Origin of the sequence: Actinomadura xylanilytica, assembly GCF_030283145.1 — a bacterium.
GTDB classification, from domain to species: Bacteria; Actinomycetota; Actinomycetes; order Streptosporangiales; family Streptosporangiaceae; genus Spirillospora; species Spirillospora xylanilytica.
This window is the reverse complement of sequence record NZ_JASNWE010000001.1, coordinates 1,482,477-1,503,532: the sequence shown is the minus strand read 5'-3', so window position 1 is coordinate 1,503,532 and position 21,056 is coordinate 1,482,477. Positions and strand designations below refer to the sequence as shown.

At 74.3% G+C, this 21,056-nt stretch carries 18 protein-coding genes; 8 read left to right on the top strand and 10 right to left on the bottom strand.

All coding sequences use genetic code 11. The features are described 5' to 3' along the window. The first annotated feature begins 25 nt into the window (after positions 1-25). From QP090_RS06975 to QP090_RS06960, 4 genes are all read left to right on the top strand, one after another. Positions 26-1,084 (top strand): ABC transporter substrate-binding protein, encoded by a 1,059-nt coding sequence (locus tag QP090_RS06975; RefSeq protein WP_285937671.1) that lies wholly within the window; start codon positions 26-28, stop codon positions 1,082-1,084. Positions 1,085-1,172: 88 nt separating this feature from the next. Beyond that, positions 1,173-2,312, top strand: a complete 1,140-nt coding sequence (locus tag QP090_RS06970) for a Gfo/Idh/MocA family protein (RefSeq protein ID WP_285937670.1) — start codon at positions 1,173-1,175, stop codon at positions 2,310-2,312. A 4-nt stretch (positions 2,313-2,316) separates the two neighbouring features. Beyond that, complete coding sequence (locus QP090_RS06965; protein WP_285937669.1) at positions 2,317-3,327, top strand: sugar phosphate isomerase/epimerase family protein; 1,011 nt, start codon at positions 2,317-2,319, stop codon at positions 3,325-3,327. Positions 3,328-3,415: 88 nt separating this feature from the next. Continuing rightward, positions 3,416-4,207, top strand: coding sequence for an SAM-dependent methyltransferase (locus QP090_RS06960; RefSeq protein WP_285937668.1), 792 nt, complete (start codon positions 3,416-3,418; stop codon positions 4,205-4,207). Between the two features lie 21 nt (positions 4,208-4,228). On the opposite strand, the gene QP090_RS06955 is transcribed toward QP090_RS06960, so the two are convergent. Next, entirely contained in the window at positions 4,229-4,933 is a 705-nt protein-coding gene (locus QP090_RS06955; protein WP_432763014.1) for a cupin domain-containing protein, read from the bottom strand. Between the two features lie 131 nt (positions 4,934-5,064). Here QP090_RS06955 and QP090_RS06950 point away from each other — a divergent pair, with 131 nt between their 5' ends. Next, positions 5,065-6,951, top strand: coding sequence for an elongation factor G (locus QP090_RS06950; RefSeq protein ID WP_285937667.1), 1,887 nt, complete (start codon positions 5,065-5,067; stop codon positions 6,949-6,951). A gap of 76 nt (positions 6,952-7,027) precedes the next feature. Here QP090_RS06950 and QP090_RS06945 read toward each other — a convergent pair whose 3' ends face one another. Beyond that, complete coding sequence (locus tag QP090_RS06945) at positions 7,028-7,612, bottom strand: Uma2 family endonuclease (protein WP_285937666.1); 585 nt, start codon at positions 7,610-7,612, stop codon at positions 7,028-7,030. A gap of 215 nt (positions 7,613-7,827) precedes the next feature. Between QP090_RS06945 and QP090_RS06940 the strand changes: the two genes are divergently transcribed. Both QP090_RS06940 and QP090_RS06935 read left to right on the top strand, forming a co-directional pair. After that, the gene (locus QP090_RS06940; RefSeq protein ID WP_285937665.1) at positions 7,828-8,406 is read left to right on the top strand and encodes a DUF1707 SHOCT-like domain-containing protein; all 579 of its coding nucleotides are present in this window, start codon (positions 7,828-7,830) and stop codon (positions 8,404-8,406) included. Between the two features lie 142 nt (positions 8,407-8,548). Next, the gene (locus tag QP090_RS06935; protein WP_285937664.1) at positions 8,549-11,311 is read left to right on the top strand and encodes a hypothetical protein; all 2,763 of its coding nucleotides are present in this window, start codon (positions 8,549-8,551) and stop codon (positions 11,309-11,311) included. A 253-nt stretch (positions 11,312-11,564) separates the two neighbouring features. Here QP090_RS06935 and QP090_RS06930 read toward each other — a convergent pair whose 3' ends face one another. From QP090_RS06930 to QP090_RS06915, 4 genes are all read right to left on the bottom strand, one after another. Beyond that, entirely contained in the window at positions 11,565-11,756 is a 192-nt protein-coding gene (locus QP090_RS06930) for a hypothetical protein (RefSeq protein ID WP_285937663.1), read from the bottom strand. A gap of 127 nt (positions 11,757-11,883) precedes the next feature. Further along, positions 11,884-13,827 (bottom strand): DUF8508 domain-containing protein, encoded by a 1,944-nt coding sequence (locus QP090_RS06925; protein ID WP_285937662.1) that lies wholly within the window; start codon positions 13,825-13,827, stop codon positions 11,884-11,886. A 202-nt stretch (positions 13,828-14,029) separates the two neighbouring features. Further along, positions 14,030-15,118 (bottom strand): Zn-dependent alcohol dehydrogenase, encoded by a 1,089-nt coding sequence (locus QP090_RS06920; RefSeq protein WP_285937661.1) that lies wholly within the window; start codon positions 15,116-15,118, stop codon positions 14,030-14,032. A 103-nt stretch (positions 15,119-15,221) separates the two neighbouring features. After that, the gene (locus tag QP090_RS06915) at positions 15,222-15,413 is read right to left on the bottom strand and encodes a ferredoxin (protein WP_285937660.1); all 192 of its coding nucleotides are present in this window, start codon (positions 15,411-15,413) and stop codon (positions 15,222-15,224) included. A gap of 346 nt (positions 15,414-15,759) precedes the next feature. Here QP090_RS06915 and QP090_RS06910 point away from each other — a divergent pair, with 346 nt between their 5' ends. Beyond that, positions 15,760-16,416 carry a class I SAM-dependent methyltransferase gene (locus QP090_RS06910; RefSeq protein WP_285938597.1) on the top strand — a complete coding sequence of 219 codons (657 nt, stop codon included), beginning with the start codon at positions 15,760-15,762 and terminating at the stop codon, positions 16,414-16,416. A gap of 128 nt (positions 16,417-16,544) precedes the next feature. On the opposite strand, the gene QP090_RS06905 is transcribed toward QP090_RS06910, so the two are convergent. The 4 genes from QP090_RS06905 to QP090_RS06890 form a co-directional block, all read right to left on the bottom strand. Further along, positions 16,545-17,672 (bottom strand): prenyltransferase, encoded by a 1,128-nt coding sequence (locus tag QP090_RS06905; RefSeq protein WP_285937659.1) that lies wholly within the window; start codon positions 17,670-17,672, stop codon positions 16,545-16,547. Next, a complete protein-coding gene (locus QP090_RS06900) occupies positions 17,662-18,426 on the bottom strand; it encodes a class I SAM-dependent methyltransferase (RefSeq protein WP_285938596.1) in 765 nt (254 codons plus the stop codon). The genes QP090_RS06905 and QP090_RS06900 overlap by 11 nt, the downstream gene beginning before the upstream one ends. Positions 18,427-18,490: 64 nt before the next feature. Further along, complete coding sequence (locus QP090_RS06895) at positions 18,491-19,792, bottom strand: glycosyltransferase family 4 protein (protein ID WP_285937658.1); 1,302 nt, start codon at positions 19,790-19,792, stop codon at positions 18,491-18,493. Between the two features lie 28 nt (positions 19,793-19,820). Continuing rightward, positions 19,821-21,053 carry a cytochrome P450 gene (locus QP090_RS06890; RefSeq protein ID WP_285937657.1) on the bottom strand — a complete coding sequence of 411 codons (1,233 nt, stop codon included), beginning with the start codon at positions 21,051-21,053 and terminating at the stop codon, positions 19,821-19,823. Between the last annotated feature and the right edge of the window lie 3 nt (positions 21,054-21,056).

The window sequence follows — 21,056 nt, the reverse complement described above, 5'->3', positions numbered from 1 at the left end:
ACTCACCACCCCCCAGGAGCACGCCATGTCCGACAACCGCATACCCAGCCGCAGAGGTCTCCTGTTCGGCGGCGCCGCCATCGCGGCCGGCGGCCTCGCCACCGGATGCACCAGCAACAGCGACAAGGGCGACCCCACCCCGGCCGCGCAGACCGGCGCCCTCGGCGGCGACAACGACAAGCCCGGCAAGAAGGTCACCATCGGGTTCTCCGCGCCCGCCGCCGACCACGGCTGGATCGCGGCCATCACCAAGAACGCCCAGGCGCAGGCCAAGCGGTACTCCGACGTGACGTTCAAGCCGGTGGAGCCGACCAACGACATCAACCAGCAGATTTCCGCGGTCGAGTCGCTGATCTCCGCCAAGGTGGACGTCCTGGTGCTCCAGCCGAACGACGGCGAGCAGCTCAACCAGGTGGCGCGCAAGGCGATGGACGCCGGCATCCCGGTGGTCAACCTCGACCGGGTCTTCCCCGACAAGCTGTCGTACCGGACCTGGATCGGCGGCGACAACTACGGGCTCGGCGTGGCCGCCGGCAACCACATCGGCAAGCGGCTCAAGGACAAGGGCGTCGCCAAGCCCGTCATTGTGGAGGTGCAGGGCATCGCGACGCTGCCGCTCACCCAGGAGCGCAGCAAGGGCTTCGCCGACGCGCTCAAGGCGTTCGGCTTCACCGTGACCGCCAAGCAGGACGCCAAGTTCACCGTGGAGACCGGCAACCAGGTCGCCGCCAACCTGCTCCAGGCGCACAAGAAGATCGACGCGCTGTGGAACCACGACGACGACCAGGGCGTCGGCGTGCTCGCCGCGATCAAGCAGGCCGGCCGCACGGAGTTCTTCATGGTCGGCGGGGCCGGCTCGGCCAACGCGATGCGCGAGATCAAGGCCGGCGGGGTGCTGGAGGCGACCATCACCTACAGTCCGACGATGGCCGGCTCGGCGATCCGCGTCGCCCGGCTGATCGCGCAGGACAAGGGGCTGGCGGACCTGGTCGAGCGGCAGGTGCCGCAGTCGATCGCGCTCGCGTCCGAGACGGTCACCAAGGAGAACGTCGACGCCTACCTGCCGCTCGGCTTCGAGTCCTGAACACGGTCGCACCCGGCGCGCCGTCCCCCCGGCTCCCCGGAGGAGGGGGACGGCGCGCCGCAGGTCGACGGAACGAGAGGGGATGTGCATGACGACGGTCGGAATCGGGATGGTGGGGCACGCGTTCATGGGGCGCGCCCACTCCCACGGGTGGCGCAGCGTCGGGCCGTTCTTCGCCCCGCCGCTCACCCCGGTGCTGGCCGCGCTGGCCGGACGCGACGCCGAGCGGGCCGGGGCCGCCGCCCGCGCGCTCGGCTGGGCGGCGGTGGAGACCGACTGGAAGGCGCTGCTGCGCCGCGACGACGTCCAGCTCATCGACATCTGCACGCCGGGCGACACCCACGCCGAGATCGCGGTCGCCGCGCTCGAGGCCGGGAAGCACGTGCTGTGCGAGAAGCCCCTCGCCAACAGCGTCGCGGAGGCAGAGACGATGGCCGCGGCGGCGGTCCGCGCCGCCGAACGCGGCGTCCGGTCGATGGTCGGGTTCAACTACCGGCGGATCCCCGCGGTCACCCTCGCCCGCAAGCTCGTGGCGGACGGGCGGATCGGCACCGTCCGGCACGTCCGCGCGCAGTACCTCCAGGACTGGCTGGCCGACGCCGGCGCCCCGTTCACCTGGCGGATGGACAAGGACCGCGCGGGGTCGGGCGCGCTCGGCGACATCGGCGCGCACGCCGTCGACGCCGCCCAGTTCGTCACCGGCCAGACCGTCACCGGCGTCTCCGCGCTGCTCGACACCTTCGTCGGCGAGCGGCCGGTCCCCGGCGGCGGCACCGCGCGCGTCACCGTGGACGACGCGGCCGTGTTCATCGGCCGCACCAGCGGCGGCGCGCTCGCCTCGTTCGAGGCGAGCCGGGTCGCGGCCGGCCGCAAGAACGCGCTGCGGATCGAGGTCGCCGGCAGCGCCGGCAGCCTCTTCTTCGACCTGGAGGCGCTGAACGAGCTGTGGTTCCACGACGCCGCCGAGGACGCGGCGACGGCGGGCTTCCGGCGGATCCTGGTCACCGAGCCCGTGCACGAGTACGCGGGGGCGTGGTGGCCGCCCGGCCACCTGCTCGGGTACGAGCACACCTTCACCCATCAGTTCGCCGACCTGCTGACCGCGATCGACGCGGGCACCGACCCGGCCCCGTCGTTCGCCGACGGCCTCCAGGTGCAGCGGGTCCTGGCGGCCGTGCAGGACAGCGCGGCCGGCGGCGCGTGGACGCCCGTCGAGAGGAGCGTGTAGCGAGATGGCACGACCGATCACCCTGTTCACCGGCCAGTGGGCCGACCTCCCGTTCGAGGACGTCTGCCGGCTCGCGTCCGGCTGGGGCTACGACGGCCTGGAGATCGCCTGCTGGGGCGACCACTTCGAGGTCGGCAAGGCCCTGGCCGATGACACCTACGTCCAGCGCAGGCTCGAGACCCTCGCCGAGCACGGCCTGAAGGTCTGGGCCATCTCCAACCACCTGGTCGGGCAGGCGGTCTGCGACCATCCGATCGACGAGCGGCACGAGGCGATCCTGCCCGCGCACGTGTGGGGCGACGGCGAGCCCGAGGGCGTCCGGCGGCGCGCCGCCGAGGAGATCGAGGACACCGCCCGCGCCGCCGCGCTCCTCGGCGTGGACACCGTCGTCGGGTTCACCGGATCGTCGATCTGGCACACCGTGGCGATGTTCCCGCCGACCCCCGCGGCGATGATCGAGCGCGGCTACGCCGACTTCGCGGACCGCTGGAACCCGATCCTGGACGTCTTCGACGAGGTCGGCGTCCGCTTCGCGCACGAGGTGCACCCGAGCGAGATCGCCTACGACCACTGGACCACCGTCCGCACCCTGGAGGCGATCGGGCACCGTCCCGCGTTCGGCCTCAACTGGGACCCCTCGCACATGGTGTGGCAGGACATCGACCCGGTCGGGTTCCTGACCGACTTCGCCGACCGGATCTACCACGTGGACTGCAAGGACACCAAGGTCCGCGGCCGGGACGGGCGGCGCGGCCGGCTCTCCTCGCACCTGCCGTGGGCCGACCTGCGGCGCGGCTGGGACTTCATCTCGACCGGCCGCGGCGACGTCCCGTGGGAGGACTGCTTCCGTGCGCTGAACGCGATCGGCTACGCCGGGCCGGTCTCGATCGAGTGGGAGGACGCCGGCATGGACCGCCTCCAGGGCGCCCCCGAGGCCCTGGAGTTCATCCGCGCCCTGGCCTCCATCGAGCCGCCCGCGACCGCCTTCGACGCCGCGTTCGGCGGATCCGACTAGCGCGCTCGTGATCGGTGCCGCCCCACCCGGCCGGCGGCATATGATCATTTGCAGCGTTCGCCGTGGGCGCGGGACTGGAGCCGACCGCATGACCGACACCGACTGGGAGCCCACGGGCATCGACGTGAACACCCCCAGCACCGCCCGCATCTACGACTTCCTCCTGGACGGCAAGGACAACTTCCCGGCCGACCGCGAGGCGGCGGCGGGACTGCTCGCGGCGAGCCCGAACGCCAAGGCGATGGCCCAGGCCAACCGGCGCTTCCTCGTCCGCGCCGTCCGGGTGCTGGCCCAGGAGGGCGTCCGGCAGTTCATCGACCTCGGGACCGGCATCCCCACCTCCCCGAACGTGCACGAGGTGGCCCGGGAGGTCCTGCCGGACGCGCGGGTCGTCTACGTCGACCACGACCCGATCGTCACCGCGCACAACCGCGCCCTGCGCACCACCGTCGAGGGGCTCGCCTCGGTGCAGGCCGACGTGCGCAGGCCCGAGGAGATCCTGGCCCACCCCGACGTCGCGGCGCTGATCGACTTCGCCGAGCCGGTCGCGGTGCTGGCGCTGTCGGTGTTCCACTTCGTCACCGAGCGGGACGGCCCCGCGCGGATCCTCGGCGCGTTCACCGAGCGGATGGCGCCCGGCAGCCACCTGGTGATCACCTCGACCGGCTCCGAGGGCTTCACCGCCGAGGAGCTCGACCAGATCACCCGCCCCTACCAGGGCGCCACCTCCGCGCTGGTGCTGCGGTCGCGGGCCGAGATCGAGGCCATGTTCGACGGCTTGGAGCTGCTGGAGCCCGGCGTGGTCGACGTGTTCAAGTGGCGCGCCGACGAGCCGATGGCGCACGGCAAGCTCCTCGCCGGAGTCGCCCGCAAGCCCTGACCGCGTCCCCGGTCGGGGACGCTAGACGGCGCGGAAGTCGGCGAAGTCGAAGCCCGGCGAGACCACGCAGCTCACCAGCACCTCGCCCGCCCCGGCCGGACGGGCGGCCTGCCACACGCCCGCCGGGACGACGGCCTGCGGCCTCTGTCCGTCCTCCACGTCCGGGCCCAGCGTGACCGTCCGCGGCGACGCCCCCGGGCGCTCGCCGTCGCCGCCGAGCAGCAGCGCCAGCGGGCCGCCGCGATGCCACAGCCACACCTCGTCGGACCGGACCGCGTGCCACATCGACTCCTCGCCGGGCGGCAGCAGGAAGTAGATGCCGGTCGCGGTGGCGCGCTCGCCCGGATAGCCGTCCGGGGTGAGGCGCACCGCGCTCCGCCACGTCTCGCGGAACCAGCCGCCCTCGGGGTGCGGCAGCAGGTCGAGCGCCTCTGCGGTCGCGGGACGGTCGAGCAGCGCCACGTGCCGCCCGTCCGGGCCGCGCCGGACATAGCGGACGCGGCGCGCCCGCGTGCGGTCGACGACCCCGCGCGGCGGACCGGGCTCGGGGGCGAACGACACCGCGACCACCTGGCCCGTCGCGAAGACGTCGTCGGCGACGGCGAGCACGTCGCCCGCGCCGGTCGCGGCGTCGGGCTCGGGCGCCCAGACCGCGCCCGCCTCGTCGAGCACGAACTGAGGTCCCGGCTGGGCGCGCCAGCCGTCGAGCGTCACGAGGAGCAGCACGCGCGCGATCTTAGCCTGCGGCTACCATGGCCGTGTTCCATCCCGCGAGCGAACGAAGGGTGTCATGCGCCAGGTCTTCGGATTCTCCCAGAGCCCCATCCGGACGAGAGTTCCCGAGGACATCAACGCTCATGGCCACCCTGAACATCGGCATCCTCGCGCACGTGGACGCGGGCAAGACCAGCCTCACTGAGCGGCTGCTGTACGACACCGGCGTCATCGACCGGCTCGGCAGCGTCGACGGCGGCGACACCCAGACCGACCGCGGCGAGATCGAGCGCGCCCGCGGCATCACGATCCGCACCGCCGTCGCCTCCTTCGCGCTCGGCGCGGCGCGGGTCAACCTGATCGACACCCCCGGGCACGCCGACTTCATCGCCGAGGTCGAGCGCGCCCTGGGCGTGCTGGACGGCGCCGTGCTGGTGCTGTCGGCGGTGGAGGGCGTCCAGCCGCAGACCCGCGTGCTCGCCCGGACGCTGCGCGAGCTGCGGCTGCCGACGCTGCTGTTCGTCAACAAGATCGACCGGGCCGGCGCACGGCGGGACGGGCTGCTGGCCGACGTCCGGCGCCGGCTCACCCGGCAGATCGTCCCGATGAACGACGTGCGCGGCCTCGGGACGGCCGGGGCGCGCACCGTCCCATCCGCCGCGTCCGTTGCGTCCGCCGCGGAGGTCCTCGCCGAGCACGACGACGGGCTGCTCGCCGACCTGGTCGAGGGCCGCGAACCCGCGCCGGAACGCGTCCGGGCGGCGCTCCGGGCCCAGACCGCCGCCGGAACGCTGCACCCGGTGTTCTTCGGGTCGGCGCTCGGCGGCCAGGGCGTCCCCGAACTGCTGGACGGCATCGCCGAGCTCCTCCCGCCCGCCCCGGCGCCCGAGGGCGAGGCGACCGGGACCGTCTTCGCGATCGAGCGCGGCGCCGCCGGGGAGAAGGTCGCCTACCTGCGGCTGCGCTCCGGCGAGCTGCGCCACCGGGAGAAGGTCTCCTTCCACGGGCACGGCCGGGAGCACACCGGCCGGCTGACCTCGCTGGAGGTCCTCGGCTCGGACGCGCGCCGGCTGACGGCGGGCGGCATCGGCCGGATCGGCGGGCTGCCCGGCATCCGCGTCGGCGACCGGCTCGGCCCGGCGGAGGAGGACCGGGCCGGGTTCGCGCCGCCGAGCCTGGAGACGATCGTCCGGCCGCGCCGCCGGGACGAGGGCGGACGGGTGCGGGCCGCGCTGGTCCGGCTCGCCGACGAGGACCCGCTGATCCGGGCCCGCCCGGCGGACGGCGGGGCCACCTCCGTGCTGCTGTACGGCGAGGTGCAGAAGGAGATCATCGGGGCCAGGCTGCGCGACGAGTTCGGGGTCGCGGCCGTCTTCGAGGCGAGCCGTCCGGTGTACGCCGAACGCCCGGCCGGGACGGGCGAGGCCGCCGAGGAGATGGACTGGCGGCGCCGCACGCCCGACTTCTGGGCGACCGTCGGGCTCCGTGTCGAACCGGCCCCGCGCGGGTCCGGCGTGGCGTTCCGCCGCGAGGTCGAGTACGGCGCACTGCCGCAGGCGTTCGACCGGGCGATCGAGGAGGGCGCCCGCCTCGCCCTCGAGGCGGGCCTGTACGGCTGGCCGGTGACCGACTGCGCGGTGGTGCTGACCCGGTCGGGCTTCGCCGGTCCGATCAGCACGGCCGCCGACTTCCGCGGCCTGACCCCGCGGGTCCTGATGCGCGCCCTCGCCGCCGCGCGGACCCGCGTGTACGAGCCGTGCCACGCCTACGAGGCGGAGATCCCGTCCGCCGCGCTCGGCCCGGTCACCGCGCGCCTGGCCGCGCTGGAGGCCGACGTCCGCGAGCAGGCGCCCGGCCCGGACGGCTGGACGCTGACGGGCGAGATCCCGGCCCGCCGGGCCAGGGAGTTCGACCGGGAGCTTCCCGGGCTGACCCGCGGCGAGGGCGTCTGGTGGTCCCGCCCGTCCGGGGAACGCCCGGTGCACGGCACGCCCCCGGTGCGCCCAGCGGAGGCCGGCCCGCCGGGGTGAGGACGGGCGCCGCCGACCCGGCCGGCCCGGCCTCGCCGCGCCCAGGTCCTCGTCGAGCCTGATGGGAAGGGGGCGGTCATTCCATTTCCGACAGGCGGGTCGGGTCGAAGCCCATCGGGAACGGGCGGTCGACCTTGACCGGCTCTCCGGCGCGGGCCTTGCGCGACAGGCGGTAGTCGACGCCCTCCAGCTCCAGCATCGTCACCGTCGGGCGCGGTTCCAGGTCGATGATCCAGTAGTGCGGGATGCCGGTGGAGGCGTACTCGGCGACCTTGTGCACCCGGTCGATCCGCTCGTTGCCGGTGCGGGGCGTGACGACCTCGGCGACCAGCAGCAGGTCGGGCCCGTAGTAGGTGCGGGTGCGGCGTTCCAGCGCGGCGCGGGCCACGTCGCGGGCGACCACGAACACGTCGGGCTTGCGGAGGCCGGCGGGGGTGGTCACGTCCTGCGGCGTCCCGGCCACGTGCACGTCGGCGTCGGCCTGCCGGGCCGCGTTCTTGAGGATGTCCTTCAGGCGCGTGGCCGCGTTGTCGTGCCACAGGTCGCCGGGCAGCTCGCTCAGCCAGCCGTCGGCCAGCTCGTAGCGGCGGCCCTCCTCGGGCAGCGCGTCGAGGTCGTACAGCGTGTACGGGCCGTGCTCGTGGCCGACCGATCCGCCCATGGACCGTCCCCCTTTGAAGATCGACGGGCGTTTCGAATCTAGCGGACACCGGACCTGCCGGGCCGCAGGCGTGATCGCGCGTCGGACGGCCGGATCCGGGCGCTTCCCTCGAAACGCGGCGGGACCGCGGGTTAAGATACATCTCGATTCGGGTTGACCCTCCCGCCACGAGAGGGTCCAGGATCGGGGGCATCGTGCCTCAAAGGGGAGAAATGATGAGCGTCGAGCAGCGTCCACGGACCGTCGGGGAGGCGCCGCCCTCCCTGCGCGCGTCGGACCGCGACCGGGACCAGGTGCTCGTCCTGCTGCACACCGCGTTCGCCGAGGGACGGCTGACCGAGGTGGAGCTGGACGAGCGGAGCGATGCGGTGCTGGCCGCGCGCACGCACGAGGAGTTGGGTCGGATGTCGGCCGACCTCCCCGCGCGGACGGGCGCCCCTGCCGCCCCTGCCGTCGGGGCCGCGGGCCGGTTCCAGATGGCCTACAAGAGCCGCATCCGGCGCAGCGGCCGATGGCGGCTGCCCAAGAAGTTCACCAGCGTCGTCTACAAGGGCGAGTCCCTGCTGGACCTGCGCGCGGCCGAGCTGGACGGGCCGCTCACCACGATCCGGGTGGTCGCCTACAAGTCCACCGTCGAGATCCTCGTCCCGCTGGGCACGCGGGTGGAGATCGGCGGCGTCGGCGTGTCCGCCGAGATCGAGGGTGCCGAGCCGGACGGCTCCCCGGTCGTGCGGATCAAGGGGATCGCCTACAAGGGGGCGATCGACGCGAAAGATCATATTTACCGCCGCTGAGGTGATAGGAACGCTCCGTGGCCCGTTCGGCCGCTGTTCCCCCGGGTCCCCGCGCGGTGACCGGTGTGGGGCGGTTTGATGGTGAATCATCGCGGTGACTCGATGGCCCCTTCGCGGGGCCGTGGCGGGTGAAGGAGCGGGAGTGACGGCGAGGACCCCCGAGCAGGACGGTGCCGGCCTGATGACCGGCGGATGGTCGCCCGACGGGGACGAGGCGCCGGGATCCCGGGAGATCCGGCGCCGCCTGACGATCGGCGACGCGGGCGTGCTCGCGGAGCGGCCCGCGGGCCGGGCCGGGGCCTCGCCCTGGCAGCGCGCGGACGAGGCGTGGCGCGAGGCGGACGTCCACTGGGCCGGCGAGGGCGATCCCGCCGAGCCGGGCGCGGACGAGGCCGGGCGCGCAGCCGCCCCGTCCCCGGAGAGCACGGTGGCGCGGGCGCGCCGCACCGGTTCCATCAAGGACGCCGCCGCCCCGGCGCCCGAAGCGTCCACGGAGCCCGAAGAGTCCACGGAGCCCGAAGAGCCCGAAGAGCTCGAAGAGCCCGCGATCCCCGAGGCGTCGGAGCCGTCCGCGGCGGCCGAGGCGCCTGCCGAGGCGCCTGCCGAGGCCGAGCCCCGGCCCGATCCCGACGTCGGCTCCGGTACCGGGAAGCGGTCGGGCCTCACGGTCGTGGCGATCGCGGCGGGCGCCGTGCTGGTCGTGGGCGTCGGCGCGTACGTGGCCACGCGCGGCGGCGGCGACGGCGAGGGACGGGAGATGGCCGGGGCGGTCGCGGCCGAGCGGTTCTTCGCCGCCGACCCCGCCGCCAAGTCCGACGGCCTCGTCCAGGAGCTCGCGGCCGTGGCCACCGCCGGAGGCGTCGTCGTCGCGGTGGGGTCCGAGAGCGCGGGCGACGGGGGGACGGGGCGCGAGCGCGCCGAGTTCCTGACGTCCGGCGACGCGGGACGCACCTGGCGCCTCGCGCGCGTGCGCGCCGCCGACGGCGCCGAGCCCTCGCCCGGGGACCGTCCCCGGATGGTCGCGGGCGGCACCGGCTCGTGGGTCGCCGTCGGGCAGAACTCCATCGGCGGCACGGCCGTCTGGACCAGCGGCGACGCACGGGAGTGGACGCGGCAGCCGCCGCCCGCGTCGTTCGGTCCGAGGGACCGGGTGAACGGCCTGGTCCGCACCGCGAACGGCTTCGTCGCCGCCGGCGTCACCCTGCCGACCGGGCCCGGCGACGGGCGGGCGGTGCTGTGGAGCTCGGCCGACGGCCGCGCCTGGCAGCGCACCGACGGCCTCGGCGCCACCGACATCACCGGCCTCGACCGGATCGCGTCCGCCGGGAACGTGCTGGTCGCGCACGGGACGTTCGCCAGGCCCGTGCTGAGGAAGAAGGGCAAGAAGAAGGTCAGGAGCGTCGTCCGCGGCGAGGGCCTGTGGCGGTCGGCCGACGGCGGGCGCACGTGGGCCGCGGTGGGAGTGCCGCAGGCGCAGGGCTCGTACGGGCCGGCCACGGGGCTGGTCGCGGGGCCCGGCGGCTTTTACACCGTCCGCGAGGGACGGCGCACGACCGGGCCGAAGAAGAAGCGCAAGACCCAGCGGTTCGGTGTGGTCTTCAAGTCGGCCGACGGGCAGGCGTGGGCGCGGCAGGGGCAGTTCGGCGTCCCGGAGTTCGCCGGGGTCGCCCGATTCGGCGGCTCTGCGGCGGGACTGGCCGCGCTGGTGCGCGGCAAGGGCGGCGCCCAGTCGGCGCTGCGCAGCGCCGATGGCCGGACCTGGCAGCCGGTGCCTCCGGCGGGCGGCCGGCCGGGCGACCCCGCGACGAACGGCGCGGTGGTGAACGGCACGGTGGCGAACGGCCTGACGGTGGCGGACGGCGGGGCCCCCGTGATCGCCGGACGGGTCGGCAATGACGCGTTCCTGTCCGGGGTGGACCTCGCCAAGGTCCCCGGCGCGGCGCGGGCGGAACGGGCCGTCGAGTCGCTCGCCGCGGCCGGCGGGCGGGTCGTGGCCGTGGGCAGCACCGGTGGCGGCGCGGCGGCCTGGAGCACCCCCGCCGGGCGGCCCGACGGGTGGACCCGGGGCCGGGTCCCCGCCGTCCCGGGGCGCCAGCGGCTCTCAGCCGTCACCTACGGCCCGCAGGGGTGGCTCGCCGTGGGTCGCGCCGAGGGCGGGCCCGCACAGCCGCTGGTGATGATCTCCGCGGACGGGGCGTCCTGGCGGCGCGCGCCGTTCCCCGCGGGCCGGCCTCCGGCGGGCGCGGTCGCCGGGCCCGGCGGGTACGTGGTGGTCGGCGCCGCCGGGCCGTCCGCCGCGACGTGGCGCTCGCCCGACCTCAAGCGCTGGACGCGCGGCGGCAACGCGGGCAAGGGCGATCTCGACGGCGGCCGGTGGATGACCGGCGTGGTCGCCACCTCCACCGGCTACGCGGCGGTCGGCGGCCGGCGCGGCGGCGGGCCCGCGATCTGGACGTCGGGCGACGGCCTGAAGTGGACCGCCGCGACGCCGCCGCAGGGGCTCGGCCCCGGGCAGCTCGACCAGGTCGTCGCGCACGACGACCTGCTCGTCGCGGCGGGCGCCGGCACCGGCGTCGCCGTCTCGGCCGACAACGGCCGGACATGGCGGGCGCGCCCGCTCACCGGGGCCCCCGCGCCCGCCGCGCTCACCGGCGTGACCGCGACGGAGAAGGGGTTCGTGGCGGCGGGCACGACCGGCCAGCCCGGCCGCCAGGACGTCGTTCTGTGGGCGTCGGCCGACGGGGACGCGTGGCGCCGCGTGCCGGTGCACGGCACCGGGCTGGACGGTCCGGGCGGCCAGCGGCTGACCGCGCTCACCGCGCTCGGCGGCGACCTTCTCGCGGCCGGGATCAGCGCCGACCACCGGGGCGAGACCCCGATGCTCTGGCGCGTCCCCGCGCCGTGATCGTCCGGCCGCCGCGGGTGGCCGTTGTGGCCGCGCTGAGCCGTTTGAGTCACTGAGCCGTTGAGCCGCCCGGCCGCCGGGCGGCTCAGCCGTTACAGCCGCAAGAGCAGCCCTTCGAGCATGAGCATCCGCCACCGTGTCCGCAACTGCATGCTGCTTGTGTCATGGGTGAAAAGTAGCTCTTTGGGGCTTTTGGCGACTATGGCCCGGGGGCGAGTCCCCTCTTGCGTCCGCGGGGAGGCCCCCGTGGACCTCAGGTGTGGATGTGCAGGTCCACGCCGAGCAGGATCAGGAACCAGAGCAGGACGGCGAGCAGCGCACTGGCCACCCGGCGCAGCAGGTCGGCGTCGATGTAGCCGCGGTCCCACGCGACGAACACGCCGATGACGAGGTAGATCAGTCCGACGATGCCGATACCGCCGCCCGGTCTGAAGCGTCGAGCCATGTCGTCGGCTCCTTCTGGAGGGGATGTGACGATCGACCGGTGCCCCGGACGATCGCGACAAAACACCGGCTCCCGGGCGGGCCGGTCCGCGACGATGCTTTCGTCCGGCCCCAATGGGCGCGGAGGTTTACCTGCCGGGCAGCGCGATCCGCACCACGGTCGGGTCGCGCCGGCCCGCCGTGCCCGCGAACTCGGAGTTGCGGTGCACCACGTCGTACTCGTGCTTGCGGCGGTTGAGCGAGGGGCTCAGCAGGATGTGGTCGAGCGTCTCGGCGTTGCCGCCGGAGACCGCGGTGTGGCGGTCGTTCTTCGGCGCCCTGGTGGACAGGTCGGTGAGGCCGGTCTGCTTGGTCAGGGCCTGCACCGGCGCCGCGTACTCGCGCTCGTTCAGGTCGCCCGCCACGATCACGTCCGCGTCCCGCCCGGCCGCGCGCACCGATCGGACGAACCCGGCGACCGCCTTCGCCTGGGCCTGGCGGCGCCACTCACTCGGCCGCAGCGGCGGCTGGAAGCGGCCGAACGCCGGCTGGTCGTCGCCGGTCTTCGGGAACCACCGGCCGGCGACCACGATGATCCGCCGTCCGTGCCAGGTCACCTCGCCCGCGAGCGGCTTGCCGGTGGCGCCCCAGGCGGCGTCGCCGGGGGTGATCCGCCCGGGGCTGAGCGACAGCGCCGGGCCCGTCCGGGTCCGGACGACCCGGACGGAGGTGACCGCCGGGTCGGGCCGGGAGCCCGCGGCGGCGGGCGGGTCGTCGGCCAGCGCGTCGCTCGGGCCGCCCTCGGGCCGGTCCACGAACGCCAGCCCGCGGTCGGTGCGGAACAGGAACCCGGCGCGCTCGTTGGCGCCCTTCTCTCCGCCGTCGGCCTTGTCGCGGGGCGGGATCGAGCGCCAGTCGTAGGCGGGCCCGCCCGCGGCGCTGATCGCGCTGATCAGCTCGGCCACGGTCTGGTCGTCGGCCACGGTGCCGTCGTCCTTGGTGCCGGTGTTGTCCTGCACCCCGGTGACCGTGATGAGGTCGGGGGCCTTCAGCCCGTCGACCACGTCGCCGGCCAGGGCCTCGAACCGCTCGGCCGGCGTGTCGGGGCTCAGCCCGCTCAGGTCGGCGGTCGCCACCGCCAGCTCGCCGGGACGCTGCGCGCGGGTGACCTGGCGGGGCAGGCCGCCGTCGGCGCGTTTCGGGGTGGCGGTCACCAGGACGGTGAACTCGCCGTAGCCGTAGTCGAGCACGCCGTCGGTGGTACCGGGCAGCCGGTCGCCCACGTTCATCGCGGGCAGCGGGACCAGCGCGTCGTCGAGGACGACCCGCTCGGGGTTGGCGTCGCCGTCGCGCAGCAGGATGCCGCCGCGGGCGGTGCGAATCCCCGCGCCGGCGCCGCCCGCCGGCAGCACCGGGATCTCGCCGTACGCGGACGGGCCCACCGCGACGGCGTTCACCACCCGGACCCGCATGCCCTCCAGGGCCTCGTAGAAGTCCAGGGCGTCGTGCGCGGGATCGAACCCGCCGCCCTTCTCCACGTCGCGCGTCGGGGCGAACGGGGGGAGGCGCTTGATGGAGCTGGTCGGCGGCCTGCGCCCGCCGGGCCCGATGACGACCGGCGGCGGCAGCGGGACGCCGTGCGCGACGACCGCGGTCGCCGTCGCGTCGATCTCGGTGCGGCCGAGGTTGGCCGACTTGGTGCCGCCCGGCCGGAACTCGCTGACCTTCCCGGTGACGTGGACGGAGTCGCGCACGGCGACGGTGGGACGGCTGCGGGTGAAGACGTAGACGCCCTCGGACGTCGCGACGTCGCGGTCGGGGTGCGGGTCCTGCATCCAGAAGCCGTTGACGGTCACCGCGGTGACCACGCCGGGCACCTGGGCGACCGTCGCGCCGTTCAGCGGCGAGACGTGTCCCGCCCCCTGCACGTCGTGGATGCGGCGCCCCGCCGGGGCCGGTGCCGCCGGGGCCGGTGCCGCCAGGGCGGGCCGGACCGGCATCACGGCCAGCGGCACGCCGAGAACCACCGTGACGATCAGTGACCGGACGGCCGGCGGGCGGCCGGTCCGTCCCGTCTCGCTTGTGTGCGCCACCCACGCTCCAGGGTCAGGTCAGGCGGTCCTGGTGAACACGAGAAGGATGGCATGCGCGGCGCCCCCGGCGGCACCCGACGTCCGCGAATTCCCCGGCCCTTCGCCGCGGCCTCCCGGCGCCGGAACGCCGTGCGTGAACGGCAGATCACTCACGGCGTTCCGGGACGGTCCGGACGGGGGTCCTCCCCGCGGGCGCGGCGGCTCAGTCGAAGAGGACGACCTGCCGGATGACGTCGCCGTTCGTCAGGGCGGCGATGGCCTCGTTGAGGTCCTCGAAGCCGATCCGCCGCGTGATCAGGCTGTCGATGTCGAGCTTGCCGGCCCGCCACAGGTCCACGAACAGCGGGACGTCGCGCTTGAGGTCGCAGCCGCCGTACAGCGACGCCTTGAGGGACTTGCCGTCGAACAGCAGCGTGAACGCGTTCTGCGTCCAGTTGTCGTCGGCCGCGCCGGCGCCGACCACGATGACGTCGCCGCCGCGCCGGGTCGCCTCCCAGGCGGTGGTGATCGCCGCGGCCTTGCCGACCACCTCGAAGGTGTAGTCGAAGCCCGCACCGCCGGTCAGCAGCCCCTTGGTCGCCTCCAGATCGTCCAGCGTCGCGGTGTGCGTGGCGCCGAACTGCTTGGCGATCGGGTGCTTGGCCTCGTTCGGGTCGATCGCCAGGATGGTGGACGCGCCGGCGATCTTGGCGCCCTGGATCACCGACAGCCCGACGCCGCCGGCGCCCACCACGGCCACCGTGGAGCCGGGGGTGACCTTGGCGGTGTTGAAGACCGCGCCGACGCCGGTCGGGATGCCGCAGCCGAGCAGCGCCGCGTACTCGAACGGCACGTCGTCGGCGACCTTGATCACACCCTGCCGGGGCACCACGATCTCCTCGGCCCAGGTGCCGACGCCCGCCATCCCGAACACCGGGGTGCCGTCGCCGAGCCGGAACGCGGGGTCGCTGAACGCCTGGGCGATGAACGTCATGCACAGGTACGGCTGGCCGCGCAGGCAGTCGGCGCAGACCCCGCAGTCGGGCGTCCAGTTGATGACCACGTGGTCGCCCGGCTGGACGCCGGTGACGTGCCCGCCGACCTCGGTGACGATCCCGGCGCCCTCGTGCCCGATCACGCTGGGCGGCACCGAGGGCAGCACGCCGTTGATGGTGGACAGGTCCGAGTGGCAGACCCCGGTCGCCTTGATCTGGACCTTCACCTGGTCCGGGCCCGGGTCGACGGTGGTGACGTCGTCCCGCAGGTCGAGCTCCTTGTCGCCGACCGCATGCAGTACCGCCGCGCGTGCCATGGCTGCCTCCACATCGAGGGGTGGACGCCGCGGGGGGCGGCGTCCTGGAAGGGGTGGGTGGGGTGGGCGGGCGTGGGTCCGGAGACCGGCGGGCGCGGGCCGGCTACTCCTCCAGCGACAGCGCGGCCTTGGGGCAGGACCGCACCGCGTGCCGGACCTTGTCCGCCTGGTCGGGCGGCACGTCCGGCCGGAGGATCTCCAGCTCGTCGTCGTCAGTGAGGTCGAAGACCTCGGGGGCGAGCCCGACGCAGACCGCGTTGGCCTCGCACACCAGGGGGTCGACTCGTACTCTCATCGCCTTCTCCGTTCACTTCCCGGTGAGCGTGCGGTGGCCCGGAAGGCGGTGGCGCGAAGGGTGCGGGTTCCGCCGGACCACCTCGGGGGCCAACATACCGAACCATGTTCGGTCCGGTCAGCACTCCGGCCCGACGGTGCGGTCCACCGGTCCGGCGGCGGGGCGCGGGTCGGTGTCGCGGGTACGCTCGCTCACTCCGAAAGTAGAACACGTTTCAGTATGGGGCGGCAAGGTTCGGGCCCCACCAAAGTGATCTCGCGGCGCTCGGATACAGTGCGCCGCGAAAGGAGATCCGTTGACTGACATCACGGCGTCCACCCCCGTGGGGACGGCCCCGGTCCCGGCGATGCCCGGCGATCTCGCACGGGCGGCGCGCAGCGCGAAGGGCTTCATGCCCGACGCCGAGGGACGGGCCCTGTACGAGACGGGGTTCGAGTACGGCGCCCGGCTCGGCGCGGCCGGCCCCCTGCTGGAGGTGGGGAGCTACTGCGGCAAGTCGGCCCTCTACCTCGGTGCCGCCGCGCGCGCGGCCGGCACCGTCCTGGTCACCGTCGACCACCACCACGGCTCGGAGGAGAACCAGGCGGGCTGGGAGCACCACGACCCGTCGCTGGTCGACCCGAGCACCGGCCGGATGGACACTCTGCCGGTGTTCCGCAAGACCGTCGGCGCGGCCGGGCTGGAGGACCAGGTGATCGCGGTCGTCGGCGCCTCGCGGACGGTCTCGGCGTTCTGGCGCACCCCGCTCGCGCTGCTGTTCATCGACGGCGGGCACGCCGAGGAGCACGCCCAGGGCGACTACGAGGGCTGGGCGCCGCACGTCGCGGCCGGCGGCGCCCTGGTGATCCACGACGTCTTCCCCGACCCCGCGGACGGCGGCCGTCCCCCCTACAACGTCTACCTGCGCGCGCTCGCGAGCGGCGCGTTCGAGGAGCGCCGGGCGGAAGGCTCGCTGCGCGTCCTGGAGCGGGTCGCCGGCGGCGACCCGCTCACCCCCGCCTGAGCGGACGGCCCGCTCGGACAGGGGCCGCCAGGACATGGCCCGGCCCGGCTCAGACCCGGCCCGGAGCGGGCGTGCCGCCCTTCATGACCGGAGGGCGGCACCCCGCTCCACCCGAGGGCGGCCCGCCGCTACAGGCGGGTGCGCACGGGGTTGGCCAGCGGGACCAGAGCGCAGCCGCACGCGATCGGGTCGGACGCCGCGGACGGGCCGAGCGGCCGTCCCGCGATCTCCTTGAACAGCCCGGCGCCCGGCGAGGCCCCGTCGAGCACGTCGGCCGCGAGGATCACCGCCGCCGCCGTGTAGGTGGAACGGTCCCCCGGGAAGTGCCGCCGGTTCTCGAACTGCCAGCCCGTCCAGTAGGAGCCGTCCTCGTGCCGCAGGTGCCCGATGGAGGCGAACACCTCCAGCGCCCGGTCGCGGTCGCCCGCCGCGTCCAGCGCCATCACCAGCTCGCAGCTCTCGGCCGCGGTGACCCACGGCTGGTCGGACACGCAGCGGCAGCCGAGCTCCGGCACCACGAAGGTGTCCCACCCGGCCTCCAGCCGGCGGGCGGCGGCCTCGCCGCGCACCGGGCCGCCGAGCACCGGGTAGTACCAGTCCATCGAGAAGCGGCCCTTGTCGGCGAACGCCTCGGCGTGCACGGCCACCACGTGGCCGAGCTGGTCGGCGGCCAGCTCCCATTCGGGCTGCGGCTCGCCGAGGTGCTCGCCGAGCGCCACCGCGCAGCGCAGCGACTGGTGGATCGACGAGCAGCCGGTGAGCAGCGCGTGGTCGGCCGGCCCCTCGTCCTGGTGCCGGATCCACAGGATCTCGCCGCGCCGGGTCTGGAGGCCCAGGGTGAAGTCGATCGCCCGCCGGACGGTCGGCCACATCTCCCGGGCGAACCGCTCGTCGCCGGTCATCAGCAGCTCGTGCCACACGCCCACCGCGACGTAGGCGGCATGGTTGGACTCGCCGCCCGGCTCGGTGACCTCGCCCAGCACCCACTTGGCCGGCCACGAGCCGTCCGGCCGCTGGGCGCCGCGCAGCCACGCGTACGCGCGCCGGGACTCGGCCCGGCGGCCCGCCACCGTCAGCGCCATCGCGGCCTCGACGTGGTTCCAGGCGTCCACGTGGCCGGGCACCCCGCCGGTGGGGGAGAACCACGGGATCGCGCCCGACTCCTCCTGCTGGGCGACGATGCTCTGCGCGGTCGCGGCGACCTCGCCCGCGGTCAGCACGCCCGGCACCGAGGGCAGGGCGGCCTCAGACCGCATCCGCCGTCTCCTTGGCCGGCGCGGACGGCGTGCCGCCGGCCGCGGGGGGCTTGGTGAAGTAGACGACCACGCTCTTGCCGATCAGCGGGTTCATCACCCGCTCGGCGAGCCGGGTCGCGAGCGGGCGCTTCATGATGTCCCAGACCAGCACCTGGTGGTAGGCCTTCGCGAGCGGGTTGCCGTCGTTGTCGACGCCGACCGCGCACTTGATCCACCAGTACGGGGCGTGCAGCCCGTGCGCGTGGTGGTGCCCGTTCACCCGGAAGCCGGTGGCCTTGAGCTTGGCCTCCAGCTCGGCGCGGGTGTAGATGCGCACGTGCCCGCCGGGGGCGGTGTGGTAGTCCTCCGACAGCGCCCAGCAGACCCGCTCGGGCAGCCAGCTCGGCACCGTGACGGCCAGCCGCCCGCCGGGGCGCAGCACCCGCAGCAGCTCGCCCATCGCGCGCATGTCGTCGGGGATGTGCTCCAGCACCTCGGACGCGACGATCTTGTCGAAGTGGTCGTCGGGGAACGGCAGGGCGAGCGCGTCCCCCTTGACGGTGCCGGCGGTCGCGCCCTCCGGGACCTCGCCTTCGAGCCGCATCGCGCCGAACATCTTCTCGACGCCGGCCAGCTCGTCCGCGTCGAGGTCGAAGGCGACCACGTTCGCACCCCTGCGGTACAGCTCGAAGGCGTGCCGCCCGGCGCCGCATCCCATGTCGAGGACGCGTTCTCCGGGTTGGACGCGGAACCGCTGGAAATCCACGGTCAGCAGGGTCGTGCTCCTTCCGTACCGGGGACGCTCGGAGAAGCGTCCCTCATGCGCCTATCTCATGCGCCTATCGCTTGCGCGCACCGGCCGCGGCCAGCCGCAGGTACCGCTGCTGGGCGATGGCGGCGCGGTAGTGCTCGACCGTGGCCTGCGCCACGGCCGGCCAGGCGAAGCGCTCGTGCACGCGGGCGAGGCCGGCGGCCCCGAGCTCCGCGCGCAGCTCGGTGGAGTCGTGCAGCCGCCGCAGCGTCGCGGCCAGCTCCTCCACGTCGCCGGGCTCGACCATGGCCGCGGCGTCGCCGACGACCTCGGGCAGCGCGCCGGCCCGGCTGGCGACCAGCGGGGTGCCGGACGCCATGTGCTCGACGGCCGGCAGCGAGAACCCCTCGTACCGGGACGGCACGACGGCCACCTCGGCGGAGGCGAGCAGCTCGCCCAGCTCGTCGTCGCCGACGCCGCTGACGAACCGGACCCGCTCGCCGAGCGCGAGCTCGCGCACCAGCTTCTCGGTGGGCCCGTCCTTCTGCGGCCGGCTGACCACGATGACGTGCACGTCGCGCTCGGTGGCGACCTTGGCGACCGCGCGCAGCAGCACGTCGACGCCCTTGATCGGCGCGTCCGCGCTGGCCATCGCGACGATCCGGCCGGGCACCCGCTCGGCGGCGGTGCCGCGCGGGTGGAAGACCCGGGTGTCGACGCCGAGCGGCAGGATCTCGATGTCGCGCGGGTCGACCTTGAAGTCCTTGACGATGTCGACCTTGGAGGAGTCCGACACGGTGAGCACCGGGCCGATCCGCCGGGAGACCTGGGCCTGCATGCCGACGAACCCGTACCAGCGGCGCTTGCCGAGGCGCTCCTTGACGCCCCGCGCGGCCTCCAGTTCGATCCGCCGGTCGACGCTGATCGGGTGGTGGATGCTGGTGACCAGCGGCAGCCCGAGCCTGGCGATGCCGAGGTTGCCGAGGCCGAGGACCTGGTTGTCGTGCGCGACGTCGAAGTCGCGGCGGCGCCGCTTGAGCTCGCGCAGCACCCGCAGGCTGAAGGTCAGCGGCTCGGGGAAGCCGCCGGTCTTCATGTGCGCGAACTCCAGGACGTCGACCCAGTCGCGGAACTCGCCGAGCCGCGGGGTGCGGAACGGGTCCTCGTCCCGGTACAGGTCCAGGCTGGGGATCTTGGTGAGGACGATCCCGTCGCGGTCCAGCTCCGGGTAGGGCTGGCCGGACAGGATCTCCACCGAGTGCCCGAGATCGGCCAGTTCGCGGCTCAGATGCCTGAGGTAGACGCCCTGGCCGCCGCAGTGCGGCTTGCTCCGATAGGAGAGCAGCGCCACCCGCAACGGATCGTCCGACGGCCCCGCTGCCTCACCCACGCCAGCCCCTGCCCACGCACCACTCCCGTCAGTCGCGGGACGCCGGGCGCAGGCGCACCGGCATTCCCTTGAGACCGTTGATGAAACTAGACCTTAGCCTGCGTACGTTACCGGTGAGTTCAATATTGGGCATTGTGTCCAAAAGTGTTTCGAAAAGCACAAGAAGCTCGAGACGGGCCAGATGGGCACCGAGGCAGAAATGCGGGCCTCCGCCGCCGAAGCCCAGGTGGGGGTTGGGGTCGCGGCCGACATCGAAGGCGTACGGATCGGCGAAGACCGACGCGTCGCGGTTGGCGGAGCTGTAGAAGACCACCACCTTGTCGCCCTCGGCGATCGTCCTGCCGCCGAGCTCGGTGTCGCGCGTGGCGGTGCGCCGGAACAGGTTCACCGGTGTCACCCAGCGGACGATCTCGTCGGCCGCGGTCCGGACGAGCGCCGGGTCGGCGCGCAGCCGGGCCCACTGCCCGGGATGCTCCAGCAGCGCCAGCATCCCGCCGGACGCGGCGTTGCGGGTGGTCTCGTTGCCGGCCACCGACAGCAGCATGATGAACAGCTCGAACTCGTCGCCGCTGAGCACCTCGCCCCCGGCGTCCGGCCGGAGCAGCCGGGTGACGATGTCGTCGCGCGGGTTCTCCCGCCGGTCGGCGGCCAGCACGTTGGCGTAGGAGTACAGCTCGGCCGCGGCGGCCTGCCCCTCCTCGGGCGTGCGCTGGAACTCCGGGTCGTCCCCGCCGATCAGGGTGTTGGACCAGTTGAAGATCTTCTCGCGGTCCTCCGGCGGGGCGCCGAGCAGCTCGCAGATCACATACAGCGGGAGCGGGGCGGCCAGGTCGCGGACGAAGTCGGCCTCGTCCCCCCGCTCCATCGCCTCGGCGACCAGCCGCCGGCAGATCTCCCGGATGTGCGCCTCCAGGGCGCCGATCGCGCGGGGCGTGAAGCCCCGGTTGACGATGCCCCGCTTGCGCGTGTGCTCGGGCGGGTCCTGGTTGAGCATCATCATCCGCTGGAGCGCGAGATGGTCCTCGGCGGGCTCGTCGAACAGCGCGAGCCGCGCGTGGGAGGAGAAGAGCTCGGGGTGGCGGGACACGTGGACGACGTCCGCGTGCCGGGTGACCGCCCAGAACGGCGGGTTGCCGCGCCCGGGGTCGCCGTGGTGGCGGTGGACGGGGTCGTGCTCGCGCAGCCAGGCGAGCTGCTCGTGCGGAATGCCGCCGCGCTCGTACACGCGGGGATCGGCCAGTTCGATGTCGGGGGTGGTCATCGC

Bases quoted from the DNA above. Each gene is read 5' to 3' on its own strand.
- QP090_RS06975 (WP_285937671.1), top strand. From the start codon at position 26: ATGTCCGACAACCGCATACCCAGCCGCAGAGGTCTCCTGTTCGGCGGC.
- QP090_RS06970 (WP_285937670.1), top strand. From the start codon at position 1,173: ATGACGACGGTCGGAATCGGGATGGTGGGGCACGCGTTCATGGGGCGC.
- QP090_RS06965 (WP_285937669.1), top strand. From the start codon at position 2,317: ATGGCACGACCGATCACCCTGTTCACCGGCCAGTGGGCCGACCTCCCG.
- QP090_RS06960 (WP_285937668.1), top strand. From the start codon at position 3,416: ATGACCGACACCGACTGGGAGCCCACGGGCATCGACGTGAACACCCCC.
- QP090_RS06950 (WP_285937667.1), top strand. From the start codon at position 5,065: ATGGCCACCCTGAACATCGGCATCCTCGCGCACGTGGACGCGGGCAAG.
- QP090_RS06945 (WP_285937666.1), bottom strand. From the start codon at position 7,612: ATGGGCGGATCGGTCGGCCACGAGCACGGCCCGTACACGCTGTACGAC.
- QP090_RS06940 (WP_285937665.1), top strand. From the start codon at position 7,828: ATGAGCGTCGAGCAGCGTCCACGGACCGTCGGGGAGGCGCCGCCCTCC.
- QP090_RS06930 (WP_285937663.1), bottom strand. From the start codon at position 11,756: ATGGCTCGACGCTTCAGACCGGGCGGCGGTATCGGCATCGTCGGACTG.
- QP090_RS06920 (WP_285937661.1), bottom strand. From the start codon at position 15,118: ATGGCACGCGCGGCGGTACTGCATGCGGTCGGCGACAAGGAGCTCGAC.
- QP090_RS06915 (WP_285937660.1), bottom strand. From the start codon at position 15,413: ATGAGAGTACGAGTCGACCCCCTGGTGTGCGAGGCCAACGCGGTCTGC.
- QP090_RS06910 (WP_285938597.1), top strand. From the start codon at position 15,760: ATGCCCGGCGATCTCGCACGGGCGGCGCGCAGCGCGAAGGGCTTCATG.
- QP090_RS06905 (WP_285937659.1), bottom strand. From the start codon at position 17,672: ATGCGGTCTGAGGCCGCCCTGCCCTCGGTGCCGGGCGTGCTGACCGCG.
- QP090_RS06890 (WP_285937657.1), bottom strand. From the start codon at position 21,053: ATGACCACCCCCGACATCGAACTGGCCGATCCCCGCGTGTACGAGCGC.